Here is a 13,647-nt window from a genome sequence, read left to right as displayed (position 1 = left end):
TGCTAGGACTAAAGTGATGGACATGGCAGCAAATTCAGGCAACGCATACGCAATGACCATTCCGGAGTTCGGCCCCGCTGACATTTTCACCAGGACACTTATCGATCATGCTCAGCCCGGTCCCGGCGAAATCCTGGTCAAAACCACAGCCATCGGCGCGAATCCGCTGGATTACAAGATGCGCGATGGCTCTTCCGGTCTGTGCGCAAAGTTCACCCCTCCCGCCGTCCTCGGACGCGAAGCCGCTGGCGAAGTCGTTGCCGTCGGCGAAGGTGTGGACAACTTCCACCCCGGCGACCGAGTCTTCGGCATGCGCGGCTTCGATGACTTCCGCGGCACCTACGCAACGCACAACGTCTTCCCCGCCGACGGTGTGGTTCGAACACCCGATTCGCTTGACGACGTAACCGCTGCGGGCCTTGCCCTAGTGGGAATCACGGCGACCGTGGCTGTCGATCAGCTAGCGAAGGTAAAAAGCGGTGACACCGTACTCATTCATGGTGCCGGCGGCGGCGTTGGCCAGCTGATGACGCAGCTGGCAGTTGCCCGTGGCGCAACTGTGTTGGCCAGTGCGTCGTCACGCCATCATGAAAAACTAGTGGGCTTTGGCGCGCAGCATCTTGATTACACAGCGGAAGATGTATTCGAGGTTGTGCGTCGACGGTTCCCCGAGGGCGTAGATGTTGTGCTCGATGGCGTGTACTTCGACACCTTCCTGCCCTCGCTGGATGTGTTGCCATCGGATGGTCGGATCGTGGCGCTACCTTCACTGGCCGATCTGGCACCGGCGAAGGAACGTGGCATTGAGGCGCACATTCCGGCTATTTCGAATGACACGACTATTTACGCCGACCTGGCCGACCGCGTGGTTGCCGGTGAGATTTCACTTCCTATCGGACTGACTAAGAATCTCACCGAGGTCGCGGAGGTCCACCGAGTATTGGAAGACGGGCACGCTGACGGCAAGATTGTGATGACCGTCGAGTAAACCAGGTGCGTTACTACAGCTCGCGACGAGCGTTCTGATACGTCTTCGTCAGCGAGCACCACAGCGCGTCGGCATCAGAGATGGCTTCCACCAGCTCCCGGTTGGTCATAGTTTCACGCTGCTCGCGCAGTCGGTTGTTTAGCTTCCGAGCACGAGAGAGCTCACCGCGTAGCTCGATGAGCTCCGGCGTAGCCTCACCGGAGGCAAATACATCTTTGTAGATGGTGCCGACACCCATTGTGGTGTTCACGTTGTCCCAGGCAGAGAGGATTGCGGTGAGCTGGTACTCGGTGTCCATGGCAATCTGTTGCAGCTCAGCGTGATTACGCTCGGCGAGCTCGTGCGCCTCAGCGCTGCGGCGCACACCGACCCACGCCTGGTATGCAATGAGAATCGCAAGCACCAAGCCCGCAACTGGCAATGCATATTGCAGAATCCACAGCGTGACACCGAAGAGCTGAACAATCAGGCCGAAGAAGAAAAATACGACAATGACCGTCGCGCACCCGTTGTCGGAGCCTGAGCGTTTACTCATCGCGGCGTCACCTCCGCCGCAGCATTCAAAATCGCATCGGCCCCCAGGTGGCTGGCGTAGCCAAGTCCAATGGCTGCTGCCAGAAGGAGTATTGCCAGCAGCGTATAGACGATTGCCTCTTTGACAGTGCTAGTAACCGCAATGCGCTGCTCTTCGTAGTCAACCAGGGCACGCATGTCTTTGGTCGAGGCATTCAATCGACGTTCGAGGTCAACCATGTGTTCCTGCTGCTCGGCGCGTGAGATAGCGATGGCATTCAACGGCACATCAACACTCTCGACACTGGCATATGCCTGCCGACGAGCACTCTTCACGCTGTCGAACGACACTGACGGTGCGGGTGGCACTTTCGTCGGCCCAGTGAGATTCCGCGACACCTTATAGTAAGAGCGCGCTGCGGCTCTCGTCAGTTGGTTGTTGGAGTCGCCTTGATTGCCCATAGTGCCGAGTCTGCCACATGAATTTTCTTTGGCTCGTTATCGCCCACCTCATCGATGATGGCGAAGACATGCATACCTGCATATGGTGCGGCTTCGGCTCGGAGCACGGTCCCCGGGCCTACCCCTGATGTAGCCAAATAGCGCAGCAATTCAGGATCGGAGTCGTTAATACGATCGACTACCACCATCGCGCCAGCTTCGATATCCGTCAGGTCAGTGCGCACTGCGCTGGCGATGGTACCGCTGGCGCTGGGAATTGGATCGCCATGCGGATCGCGCTCAGGGAATCCCAGCATTGCATCAATGCGACTAATGAAATCATCCGAGACCGCATGCTCAAGCTTTTCAGCTTCCTCGTGAACCTCATCCCAGGTGTATCCCAGAGTCGAGACCAAGAAGCTTTCAATAAGCCGGTGGCGACGCACCATGATCAGCGCAATATCCCGCCCACGGTCCGACAGGCTAATGCCCCGGTACGGCTCGTGGTTGACAAGTCCACGTGCAGCTAGCTTCTTCACAGCTTCGCTGGCGGTGGGCTTCTTTTCACCCATCCGCTCAGCGACGTCGCCTAGTGCCACTTTTTCACCGGTGCGCTCGTGCAAATCCCAAATGACCTTGAGGTAGTCCTGGGTCTTTGCTGGTAAATCCTCCACGTGCATTCTTTAAACTCTAGCGTTATTGCGTGTTGCCGCAATCTTGAGGGGGACATAGAAACAACCGGCGCACACGCCAATACAGCCACCAACTGACAAGTTCGCCGCCACCGCAATGAATAGCCCCACCAGGCCAATCGCGATACCCATCAATGGTGCTAACACGAATAGCAAACGGGTATCGTTCACTACCCCAACCAGCGCAGCTGCCGGGGCAGCCAACAGCGCGATGGATAAAATCGTGCCGACAGCCGGAATCAGCGCCACCAGAGTCAACACAATCAGCCCGCTGATGACCAACTGTGCTCTTCTCCTCGAATGCGCGACCCCGAAAGACTCCGGATCGAATGTGAAGTAAATCAGCTGGCGCCACCGAGCCACCAGCACCAACGCCACCAGCAGCAAGAGGCCACCGGACAGCACAATATCAATCTTGTTCACGTTAAGTACGCTGCCGACCAGGAAGCTTTCTACCTTCACCGGCAACGGGGCGAACCACTTGTTCAGGAAGTAGCCCAGTGCGAACCCAAATGTCAGCACAATTCCTGCCGCCGAGGACGTCGTTCCCACCTTTGACAGACCGAACAGTGCCCCAATCGGAATACACATCAGAAATGCTCCGATAAAGAGGAACACCGAAATCCACGAGTGGCTCAGGCCGAGCGCTGCCGCAATAACAACGCCCACAACCGCGCCGGGAAAAGTCGCATGTGTAATCGCTTCTGCGAAGAACACTTGTTTTCCCAGCACCGCGAGCACCCCAACTACTCCAGCCAGGGCTCCTACCAGTATCAGTTCGATAATGGGCAAAATCAGGATGCTAGACACGGTCTCCTCCCAGCACGACGCGCAGCCCCAGTGCCATGAAATACAGTCCCACCGAGGTCAGCGCGACGACTGCCTGAGGCGACACCGGCCCCAAAGGCACCAGTGCCAAACCAACGATTCCGCTGAGGCAGCCCACTGCAATCGCAATCGGCACCATCACATGAACTCGGCGAGTCAGCAGTCTCGCCGCCGCTCCCGGCACGACCAGATATCCGACTACCAGAAGCACGCCCACAGCGCTTGCCGACGACACCACGACCGCAGCAATCGCCGCGTTAATGGTGAGGTCGATGCCCCACACATTGACGCCTGCGGCTTTGGCACCGAAGCGATCAAAGGCAACAAACACCTGCCGGCGCCAGGTCACTGCGATAAGAACCAAGGCGATGGCACAGACAATCAGGGCGCTGGTGAGACGGGAGTCAGTGACTTCCAGCAGTCGCCCGAACATGAGCGCTTCCAGCTGTCCTGACTGGTCACCTTTCTTCAGCGAGAGAATCACACCGATGGAAAAGAAGCTGGTCAGTACAACTGCCACTCCGGCTTCCGACATGTGCGAGCGCGATACCAAGGTCAGTGCTACTGCCACTACCACCGCAAATGCTGCAGCCACCGGGATAATCATGTCGATGCCGCCGAATACGGCACCGGCCACAATTCCGGGAAAAATCGAATGCACCATGGCCTCGGCATTGAACTCGAGGCCACGCAGGTTCACGATGACACCGACCAGGCCAGAGACCGCCCCGAGGGCAATCAGCAGCACTAGTGGCCTGAACATGAAAGGCGCTACCCCAAGCTCATTCGCAAGCTCAGTCCACATAGGCTGGCACCAACTTCGAGGTCGCACCAAAAGCCGGCTGCTCCGCCACAATTAATGTGTTTTCGCAGGTCTCCTCAGCAAGAACAAGATCATGGGTGGCCGCGATAATTGCCGTGCCATTTTCCTTCAGTTCGTTGAGGAGATTCAGCAGCATCGCCCGATTTTCAGTGTCGAGGCCGTTGAACGGCTCGTCGAGAAGCACAAGTTGCGGACGTGCGACGATGGCGCGCGCCAACAGGACGCGTTGCTGCTGACCACCGGAGAGGTTGCCGAAACGTTCACTGGTGCGGTCGGCAAGCCCGACTTTGGCTAGCGCTGCGTGGATGCGTTCTTTGCGGTGTCCAAGCGGTTGGAAGGGGCGCAGTTCGTGCAGCACCCCCATGGCGACGACATCGAACGCCGTGACCGGAAAAGTGCGATCGAGGTCTGCCGACTGCGGGACGTAGGACACAATCTTCGCGTTGTTGTGCATCTCACCAGCGAGAAGACGAGTCCCACCCAGGATTCCGCGCAGCACAGTCGTTTTTCCAGAGCCATTGGCGCCGATGAGTGCAAGCCCGGTACCCGGCGCGACATTGGCGGTGATGTGATTGACGATGGGTACCGCCGTGTAGCCGAATGAGGCATCGCGGAGCGTGACTATGGGCTCGGCAGACATGGGGTTGGCTAAGTGGTTACGGCTCATTTGATGCCCTCTGGCAGGGGCGCGACAGTTCCGTCCCATGCCGTCACAACCTGAGTGACGTTGTGGATGATGGAACCGATGTAGGTCTCGCCATCACTGCCAGCCGGACCAAGGGAGTCGCCGTAGAGTGCGTCCTCACCAACGATGGCCTTGACACCTGCGGCCTTGGCGATCGCCTCAATTGATTTCGAGTTGTTCGAGTTCTCCGCAAACAGCGCGGTTGCACCCGAGTCCTTCACGGTCTTTGCCGCCTCGGCGATATGCGCGGCCGTGGCATCCTGCTGCTCGTTGAAATCAGACAGCGCTGCGCCGATGAAGTTGATATTGAACTCGTGGGAGAAGTATCCAAAGGCATCGTGGCTGGTAAACAGCACAGGGTCCGACACGGTGGCGATGGACTTATTTGCCCACTCATCCAGCTGATTCAGCTTCTCCTGGTAGGCCGCAACGTGGTCGGCGATGGTGGACTTCAGCTCATTGTCGCCACGTTCCTCAGCGACCTGTTCCAGGGCATAGCCGATATTGGCAACCTGGATCTTGGCGTTCTTCGGTGAGGTCCATACATGCGGATCGAAGCGGAATTCCGCCTCCTCACCGGGTTCTTCCGGCGGGAATGGCCATGGGGCGACATCAATCTTTTCCACCCCTCGGTCGATGGTGTAGTTACCATTCTTCGCCTTCTCTGGTGGCAGCGGCTTGGTTTTGTCCGTGTCCTTGGCTGCCTTCATGGCATCTACGTCACCTGCAGTGAGAACGCCACTGGTTACTGCCATCGTTCCGGAAAAGCCCGAGGACTCAATCGCCTGGTCCAGGAAGTGCTCCAAATCGACTCCGTTGACGAACAAGAGATCGGCGTTACCAGTCTTGGTCAGCTGCTCATGGGTCATTTCGAGCTCATGTGCTGTTGCATTCGGCGCCAACAGGCAGGTCAAATCAACTTCATCGATGTCCAGCTGCTTCACGTAATCACAAATCTGCGTCGTGGAAGCCACGACGTTGATTGGGTTCTCGCCGCTGGCTCCCTCACTGCCATCGCCACACGCTGCAAGGCCAGCGCCCGCTAGCAAGATCGAAAGGCCCGCACACATGGACTTAGCTGATCGCGAAAGTTTTCCGGAAATTGTCATGTTGGTGTCCGCTCTTGATTGTTTGTTATTGCTTTACGACGGCTACGCTGACCGGCCGCTTCAGTAAATCTGGTCACCTTAGGGGCGGTTGGAGCGCACTTCGCCGTTCATCTATCACGTGTGAGAGTAAACCTAACGACAACTATTTTCAACCTATTGAACTTAAGTGTTGTTGGCTTTACAGCCTTTCAGGATAAATAATGAACAAGGTCTCACCCCATACAGTTACACCGCTCCATCAACCGCCACACCACAACATCAGCCATGATGGAGACATGGAAGCGAAGATTTACCACAACCCCCGCTGCTCAAAGTCCCGCCAAGCTCTCGCCGTACTACGCGAGGCCGGAATCGAGCCGGAGATCATCAAGTACCTAGACACTCCTCCAACCAAGACCGAGCTGCGCTCGCTAATCGAGGCGGCCGGCCTGAGCGTCATCGATGCCGTGCGCACCAAGGAAGCAGAGTTCAAGGAACTGGGACTCTCCAAGGACTCCAGCGACGAGGAACTGCTGGACGCAATGGTCACACACCCACGCCTGATTGAGCGCCCATTTGTCGTCACCAATAAGGGGGTAAGGATGGCTCGCCCCACCGAGGCCATTAATGACATTCTCTAGGCAGTGACAAGCATTAATTGCTTTTACGCCAACCCCTCTCAAAGACCTCCAAGGCCGGGAGGTTAATGCCCCGTTAATAGAGACTGAAGTCTCTGTAAACTCAACGCTGAAACGATAAAGCTCCCCGCCTGCTGCCCTAACCACCCGCACAGGTTGCATTAGAGGCAACGGCGGCCTTCAGCGAAAGGACTGTCATTATGAGCAGTCAGAGGCTCGGCTGGCTCAGCGCACCCGGCCCAGCAGCTCCCCTCCCCGAGGAAAAAATTGCCCCGACCTACCGAACCTGGCGATTCAACGTGTTCATGGGCATCTTCATCGGCTACGCGGGCTTCTACCTCATCAGAAATAACATCCCCCTGGTGTCCGCCGTACTGGAAAAGCACGACCTACTTGGCGCAGCCGGAATCGGCATCGTAGCCAATGCAGTTCTGTTCTCCTACGGCCTATCCAAATTCTTCATGGCCATGCTCTCCGACAGGGCCAATGCCAGGTACTTCCTCCCACTTGGCCTAGCACTGTCCGCGGTCGTAAACCTCTTTGTTGCATTCGTCCCAGCAATCAGTGCCTCTGTTGCAATTTTCGCGACAGTCATGTTCATCAATGGCTGGTTCCAAGGCATGGGCTGGCCTCCTTCTGGACGCGTTGTCGTCCACTGGTTCTCGACATCCGAGCGTGGCACCTTGATGTCGATCTGGAACACTGCCCACAATGTCGGCGCCGCCGTCGGCGGTGCTCTGGCAGCCTGGGGCTTGCATTCGTTCGCCACTTCCGACGCCGACTGGACTCCCGCATTCTGGCTACCGGCAATTGTCGCGCTCGTGATTGCCGCCATCGCATTCCTGCTGATTCGAGATAACCCGCAATCCATGGGTCTGCCTCCGGTAGAGGAATACCGGAACGACCCGGACAAGGTCGAAGGAACTAATGACGAGGCACAAGAACCCTGGTTCACAATCGTCAAGAACCATGTTCTTACCAATCCGGTTATCGTCATGCTGGCGCTGGCCAATGTGTTCGTCTACGCACTCCGTTACGGAGTTCTTAACTGGATTCCGATTTACTTGACAAACGAATTGCACAAGACCAACGTCACGGGCGGAATCATCGGATTCATGCTCTACGAGGGCGCAGCAATTGTGGGCACCTTGCTGTGCGGATGGGTCTCCGACAAGGTCTTCAAGGGTTGGCGCTCAGGCGCCGGCATGCTCTTCCTGGTCGGCACCGGCATCACCATTTTCGCGTACTGGCAGCTACCCGCTACGGCACCATTGTGGATGTTCTACGTGCTCATCTCTCTGATCGGCGCACTCATTTACGGTCCAATCATGCTCATCGGACTGCAGGCCATCGACCTCTCGCCTAAGTATGTTGCGGGAACCGCAGCTGGTTTCACTGGATTGTTTGGATACCTTCTCGGCGCAACACTCGCCTCGACTGGTGTCGGCCTCTTGATCGACTTCGCAGGCTGGAATGTTACATTCGCAACCCTCATTGGCGTTGTCGCTATAGCGTTTGTCCTCATGATGTTCGTCGGCAAGTACGAGCGCGATGTCATGCACAAGGCAGATGAAGCCCGCACCAAAACAGCTCAATAACTGTCGGCCACGGTGTAGCTAGTCGAATCTCAACTTCACTCCGTGGGGCCAATACGGTCGCAAGGTCGCCAATTCATCGGTACACTCTATGTCACAAACGAAAAAACGCGAGTAGACATTACGAATGGAAGGAGACTTCACCATGGGACTTATGGACAAGGCCAAGGAAGCACTGAGCAACGAAGAGAACACCGATAAGGTTCTGGACAAGGCTGAGCAGCTGGGCAAGGAGAAGCTCGGCGAGGACAAGGCCGACCAGATCAAGAAGGCTCGCGACATGGCAGACGAGCGCCTGGGCGACGAGAAGTAAGCTACAGAGCTTTTCACCCCGCATTAGCACCCCACTTTCACAGGGGAGCTGGTGCGGGGTTTTGCTGTCCTTAGGAGATCCCACAGGACCGCTGACACGCCTTTATTGACAATTATTTTCACATTGTCCATCATTAGCCACGTGAAAACTATTGTCGATAGAGCTTCTCTTCCGCGTACTCGAAACCAAAAACTTCGAGCCCGGCTCTTCGGCTTTCTGTTTTTCCTGGCCGTCCCCGCCACAATCCTCTTGGCAATCTCCATCGGCCCCGCGGGAACAGGTTTCAGCAACGGCATCGTCGCACTGCTCACCCCGCTCATCAATACGCTTTCCGACGACCTCTCAGCTCTCAACCACCTCCTGCCAGAGATATCCCCTGCCACGCAATCACTTGTCTGGAGCATCCGGCTGCCCCGTGTCCTGTTGGCGGGGCTGGTCGGTGCCTCGCTCGCTGTCGCAGGCGCAACCATGCAGGCAGTCTTTCGCAATCCACTGGCGGAACCCGGTGTTACCGGTGTCTCCTCCGGTGCAGCAGTGGTAGCCGTTATTCTCATCGTCACTGGCGTGGCCGCGAAAGCGCCGTGGGTCCTCTCGGCAGGCGCATTCATAGGCGCGTTGCTGGCTGTCATATTTGTCCAGATCGTCGCCGGTCTCAATGGCGGCAGTGGAGCCACCCTGTTGCTCGTCGGCATTGCGCTCAATGCGTTCCTCGGCGCAGTCATCGCCGCCACCATCGCGAACGCGCCACACAGCGATGACGCACAACAGGCCATGTTCTGGCTCAACGGCGATTTAACTGCTGCCAATTGGCAGGACATTGCGCTGGCAGTCGGCCCCATTACCGTCGGCACGGTTATCCTGATGATGCTCATTCCCGAACTCAACCTGCTCCTCCTCGGCGAAGAACAGGCCGCTGCCACTGGTATGCGCACAGTCTGGATCCGGCAACTGCTACTCGCCCTGGCTGCTTTAGTCACGGCAGCGGGCGTCGCTGTCACTGGCGTTATTTCCTTTGTCGGATTGGTCGTCCCGCACCTGATTCGCCTTGCCATCGGCCCCGATCACCGCAGCCTGCTGCCCATTTCTATGTGCCTCGGCGCAGTATTTCTCATTCTCGCCGACCTCGTCGCCCGCAGTCTCTTTTCCCCAGTTGCTCTGCAAACTGGCACAGTCACCGCGTTCCTTGGCGCACCTGCGCTACTCGCGTTGATTCTTCGGCAAGGTGGTCGCCAGTCATGAGTCAGCAGACGCAAAATCTCACCGACCACGTCACTAAGCCAGACACCGACAGCACCGCGCTGCTGCGGGCTACCGATCTCAGTGTCGGTTACCGCAATCGGACCGTCGTAAGTGGCGTGAACCTTGCTATTCGACCTGGCGAAGTCCAAGGCATCATCGGCTCCAACGGCACCGGAAAATCCTCCTTGCTCCGTGCTATGGCTGGCATTGTGACACCGAGTTCGGGGCAGGTTGAGCTCCTCGGCGCGCCGCTGACGAAGCTTCGTGCCCACGAACGCGCCACCCGGTTGGCGTACCTGCCGCAGCACACACCGGCCGATACTGCTATTGACGTTCGAACTGTCGTGGCACTCGGCAGGTACGCGCACCACCGTCGGCGTGACCGTTTCCGCAGCTCACTAAACTCCACGGACCACGACATCGTCGCCTACGCTCTCGACCGCGTCGGTGTCACCGCACTCGCCGACCGCCCTATCACAGCTCTGTCCGGCGGGCAGCGGCAATTGGTGTTCATCGCAAAGCTATTGGCACAACAGGCCAAGGTCATGCTTTTCGACGAACCCACTGCGGCCTTGGACATCGGGTTTCAGCTGGAAATCCTCGAGCTCCTCGGCGAGCTTGCCGACGAAGGCCACGGTATCGGAGTCGTCCTTCATGACCTCAACCTCGCGGCCCGCAGCTGCCACCGGCTCAGTGTGATTCACAACGGCGGATTGGAAGTCACTGGTTCCGCCGAAGAAGTGCTGACGCCTCCCCGAATAGATGCGATTTATCGCATCTCCAGCGCTGTCGATACGGATCCGCATACCGGTTCGGTGCGAGTGACGGCGTTGGCTCGGGCTCGCCCGGCTGACTGATTGCGGCTAACTGATTCCAGCTAGCGATAACGCAACCGAAAACTTTCCCAACAATCAAAACTCAACATTCAAGGAAGTACTTTCGTGTTTTCACCAACTTCTCCTATCTCTGCCTTGAAGCGAAACTCTAAAAAGGCCTTCACTCTGCCATTGATTGCAGCGCTTCCACTCGCTGCGATGGTCGCCTGTTCCTCTTCGGAGGAGGCGTCGCAGCAGCCGTCGTCAAGCGAAACTGCGACGAACAAGCAGGCGCAGTGGCCGCGGACTGTGACCGTCGGCGACCACGACGTTACGGTGCAGAGCCAGCCGAAGCGCATCGTTGCACTGTCGACCGAGGTTGCGGATCTGGCGTTGGAACTGGTTGGGCCGGAGCGTGTCGTAGCCGTGACGAAGAATGCGCTCGATGAGAGCTCGGGTAATCAGGTTGAGCTGGCGCGTCAGGTGCCTAACGCGATTGCCAACTCCACGAAGCCGGATCCGGAGCAGATTCTGTCCTATGAGCCGGACATGGTGTTGATGACCAGCCGCCATGATCAGGAGCAGTCGGCAAGTGAGCTGCTGGGTGCCAGCGATGTCCCGACCGCGGCGTTTGCCAGCAGTGATTTCGCCTCGCCGAAGGCGCTGGCGGAGTCGGTGACCAAGCTCGGCAAGTTGCTCGGAGCCGAAGACAAGGCGGCCGAGATGGTTGCCAAGATTGAATCGGAAACCGAAGAGATTCTCTCGGAAATTGATTCCACAACTAAGCCAAAGACGCTGGTCCTGTTTGCCCGCGGTGGTCAGAAGATGATTATGGGCATGCAGTCGGCGACGACGAATCTCGTTGAGCTGGCCGGTGGCGAGCCGATTTCGCCAAAGGGCAAGCGCCCGGGTGCCGTTCCCGCTGATCCGGAAACAATTGTGCAGCTCAATCCGGATGTCATTTTGATCCAGGATTTCCACGGCCAGGGCAAGGCTCCATTCCAGGAATTGCTGGATAATCCGGCGCTTGCCGACGTCGCTGCGGTCAAGAATGATCGAGTGCAACTGATTGATGCGAAGACGACCTCTGGCACCGCCGGAATGCACATGCCCGATGGACTGCGTGAGATCGCTGACGCGCTGGCTAAATAGAAAATAGGTTTTCACGTCGCTATGTGGATTCATGAAGCACTGACTTCCCCACCCCGCCGAATGCACTGGGTTTTGTTATCCAGCTGGGGGCGCAGCTTTTTCTTCGCTCTCAGTGCCGTGTCTCTTGGACACGCGCTCGATGCTCTAAGCAGTTTGTACGGCGGTGTCGCAGACACCAGTGGCGGCAACTGGTTTGGGCAGTGGGGACTTCATGAATCCCTGTCCGCTGCAATTGTGGCGGTCATTCTGGGAAGCCTCTGTGCTTTTGTCACGGAGGCATTGCCACCACGGCTTGCTGGTGAGCAGGAAAAGCTGTGGCGCTCACATGTGGTTGGCAGTGTGCTGAAGCCGGAGTTTTCTGCTCCTGAACAGGCCCCAAAGCAGGCGCATGGAAGAGGGCACGGCTCCGGGAAAGCTGGTCACGCACACCGAAGCGCCTCCAACACTGGCGAGGGCCTACTCTTCGATGCCGCGACCACAAGCGTCGAACAGACCGCGAATTATCGAGCGACATTTCTCGCTCCCACGTTGGCCTCGTTTAGTGCTCCACTGATCATTTTGGCGGTGTGGGCTTTGTGGGTGGATACGAAAACCGCCTTGTGGTTGGCACTATTTTTCATTTCCACGCCGTTGATTATTATTGGTGCGGGAAAGATTCTGCGGAAATCCAATGCGACGTATCGCCGAAAGCAAGCGAAGGCCACGCATGCCTACTTGGAGATGCTCGAAGGGCTGGGAACATTCAAAGTTCTTGGAGCAATTGATCGAGTCATGGCACGTTTTGCCAGCCAAACTCGCACTGCGATGTCTGAGCTCACCGCCCTGCTCGCCCGCAATCAGCTGATGATCATTGTCAACGACGCGGTTTTTGGCATTGCAATGTCGACCACAGCAATCGGCCTTGTCCTGCTGCGTTTGCAGGCAGATGCAATCAGCGTTGGCACAGCCCTCGCAGGTGTTTTCCTATCCGTTCTGCTCTACGAGCCCGTCAATCGCGTCGGCCGCACTTTCTACATCGGACTCGGTGGGCGCACGCATCGAAATGGAATTGTGGAGGTATTCGGCGAGCCTGCAGCTGAAGCGTCCACAGCCGCAACAGCGCATTCCACCAAGGCCACCGCACCGCAGGCACCGGAAGTTGCTCTCCGCAATGTGAGCGTTGACGTCGGCGAAAAGCGCATTCTCTCCGATATCAACCTGACAATTCCAGCCGGCAGCAGAGTCGGCATCGTTGGCCCCAGCGGTTCTGGAAAGAGCACACTCCTGCGTGTACTCGCAGGTCTGCAGCCGCATTCCGGGGAAGTCTGCCTTGACGGCGACGCGCTTTCGACCCCGGAGTTGCTCGCCAACTCGCTGCTCATCTCCCAGCAACCAGCCATCTTCGGCACCACCGTCGCGGATAATCTTCGCATCGCATGCCCGGACGCAACGGCCGTCGATATGCGAGAAGCACTTCGCGACGTGCACTTACTCACCGAAATCGAGCAGCGCCCTGGCGGTCTCGATTCGGAGGTCGGGGATCAGGGCAATTGGCTCTCAGGCGGGCAACGACGTCGCCTGGCCATGGCGCGTGGTCTGCTCGGCACCGCTTCGATTGTGCTTCTCGACGAGCCGACAGCGGACATCGATCGTCGGACGGAAGGTCTCATCAAGGAGTCCTTGACCCGCCTTGCTGAAGGACGAACGAGCATCATGGTCGCTCACCGCATGGAAGCGCTATCGGACGTTGATCTGGTCATTGTCGTCGCCGAAGGCCGGATCGTGGCTGCGGGCAAACCCGACCAACTGAGCACAAGCAATGAGTATTACGCACGAGCGCTGACCGAGGAGAGCTGAC

At 57.6% G+C, this 13,647-nt stretch carries 15 protein-coding genes; 8 read left to right on the top strand and 7 right to left on the bottom strand.

Annotated elements, in window-relative coordinates:
• The first annotated feature begins 22 nt into the window (after nucleotides 1-22).
• Entirely contained in the window at nucleotides 23-988 is a 966-nt protein-coding gene (locus tag CRD18_RS02095) for an NADP-dependent oxidoreductase (protein WP_224784254.1), read from the top strand.
• 13 nt (nucleotides 989-1,001) lie between these two features.
• Here the strand turns inward: CRD18_RS02095 and CRD18_RS02090 are convergent, their stop codons facing one another.
• The 7 genes from CRD18_RS02090 to CRD18_RS02060 form a co-directional block, all read right to left on the bottom strand.
• Nucleotides 1,002-1,523, bottom strand: coding sequence for a hypothetical protein (locus tag CRD18_RS02090; protein ID WP_049193626.1), 522 nt, complete (start codon nucleotides 1,521-1,523; stop codon nucleotides 1,002-1,004).
• Nucleotides 1,520-1,852 carry a hypothetical protein gene (locus tag CRD18_RS02085; protein ID WP_049193624.1) on the bottom strand — a complete coding sequence of 111 codons (333 nt, stop codon included), beginning with the start codon at nucleotides 1,850-1,852 and terminating at the stop codon, nucleotides 1,520-1,522. Before CRD18_RS02085 ends, CRD18_RS02090 begins: the two co-directional genes overlap by 4 nt.
• Before the next feature lie 77 nt (nucleotides 1,853-1,929).
• Entirely contained in the window at nucleotides 1,930-2,622 is a 693-nt protein-coding gene (locus CRD18_RS02080; RefSeq protein ID WP_049172669.1) for a metal-dependent transcriptional regulator, read from the bottom strand.
• A gap of 3 nt (nucleotides 2,623-2,625) precedes the next feature.
• Nucleotides 2,626-3,444, bottom strand: a complete 819-nt coding sequence (locus CRD18_RS02075; protein ID WP_016422354.1) for a metal ABC transporter permease — start codon at nucleotides 3,442-3,444, stop codon at nucleotides 2,626-2,628.
• Nucleotides 3,437-4,267, bottom strand: a complete 831-nt coding sequence (locus CRD18_RS02070) for a metal ABC transporter permease (protein WP_016422353.1) — start codon at nucleotides 4,265-4,267, stop codon at nucleotides 3,437-3,439. The genes CRD18_RS02075 and CRD18_RS02070 overlap by 8 nt, the downstream gene beginning before the upstream one ends.
• A complete protein-coding gene (locus tag CRD18_RS02065) occupies nucleotides 4,257-4,952 on the bottom strand; it encodes a metal ABC transporter ATP-binding protein (RefSeq protein WP_049193622.1) in 696 nt (231 codons plus the stop codon). Before CRD18_RS02065 ends, CRD18_RS02070 begins: the two co-directional genes overlap by 11 nt.
• Nucleotides 4,949-6,079: a metal ABC transporter substrate-binding protein gene (locus tag CRD18_RS02060; RefSeq protein WP_049193620.1), complete on the bottom strand. Its 1,131-nt coding sequence runs from the start codon at nucleotides 6,077-6,079 to the stop codon at nucleotides 4,949-4,951. Before CRD18_RS02060 ends, CRD18_RS02065 begins: the two co-directional genes overlap by 4 nt.
• Before the next feature lie 275 nt (nucleotides 6,080-6,354).
• Between CRD18_RS02060 and arsC the strand changes: the two genes are divergently transcribed.
• The 7 genes from arsC to CRD18_RS02025 all read left to right on the top strand — a co-directional run bounded on the left by arsC (nucleotide 6,355) and on the right by CRD18_RS02025 (nucleotide 13,646).
• Complete coding sequence (gene arsC, locus CRD18_RS02055; RefSeq protein WP_049189324.1) at nucleotides 6,355-6,699, top strand: arsenate reductase (glutaredoxin); 345 nt, start codon at nucleotides 6,355-6,357, stop codon at nucleotides 6,697-6,699.
• 197 nt (nucleotides 6,700-6,896) lie between these two features.
• Complete coding sequence (locus CRD18_RS02050; protein WP_049189323.1) at nucleotides 6,897-8,294, top strand: MFS transporter; 1,398 nt, start codon at nucleotides 6,897-6,899, stop codon at nucleotides 8,292-8,294.
• 142 nt (nucleotides 8,295-8,436) lie between these two features.
• Complete coding sequence (locus tag CRD18_RS02045; protein ID WP_080969535.1) at nucleotides 8,437-8,604, top strand: antitoxin; 168 nt, start codon at nucleotides 8,437-8,439, stop codon at nucleotides 8,602-8,604.
• Between the two features lie 141 nt (nucleotides 8,605-8,745).
• Nucleotides 8,746-9,843 (top strand): iron ABC transporter permease, encoded by a 1,098-nt coding sequence (locus tag CRD18_RS02040; RefSeq protein WP_224784253.1) that lies wholly within the window; start codon nucleotides 8,746-8,748, stop codon nucleotides 9,841-9,843.
• Complete coding sequence (locus tag CRD18_RS02035) at nucleotides 9,840-10,700, top strand: ABC transporter ATP-binding protein (protein ID WP_049193616.1); 861 nt, start codon at nucleotides 9,840-9,842, stop codon at nucleotides 10,698-10,700. Before CRD18_RS02040 ends, CRD18_RS02035 begins: the two co-directional genes overlap by 4 nt.
• 84 nt (nucleotides 10,701-10,784) lie before the next feature.
• Nucleotides 10,785-11,810, top strand: a complete 1,026-nt coding sequence (locus tag CRD18_RS02030; RefSeq protein WP_070607793.1) for an ABC transporter substrate-binding protein — start codon at nucleotides 10,785-10,787, stop codon at nucleotides 11,808-11,810.
• A 117-nt stretch (nucleotides 11,811-11,927) separates the two neighbouring features.
• Nucleotides 11,928-13,646, top strand: a complete 1,719-nt coding sequence (locus CRD18_RS02025) for an ABC transporter ATP-binding protein (protein ID WP_231367181.1) — start codon at nucleotides 11,928-11,930, stop codon at nucleotides 13,644-13,646.
• The last annotated feature ends 1 nt before the right edge of the window (nucleotide 13,647 follow it).

The sequence above is a fragment of the Corynebacterium sp. LK31 genome (assembly GCF_014335015.1).
Taxonomy (GTDB): Bacteria; Actinomycetota; Actinomycetes; order Mycobacteriales; family Mycobacteriaceae; genus Corynebacterium; species Corynebacterium jeikeium_D.
Note: the sequence above shows the minus strand (reverse complement) of the source record. Positions and strands in the feature narration are given on the sequence as shown.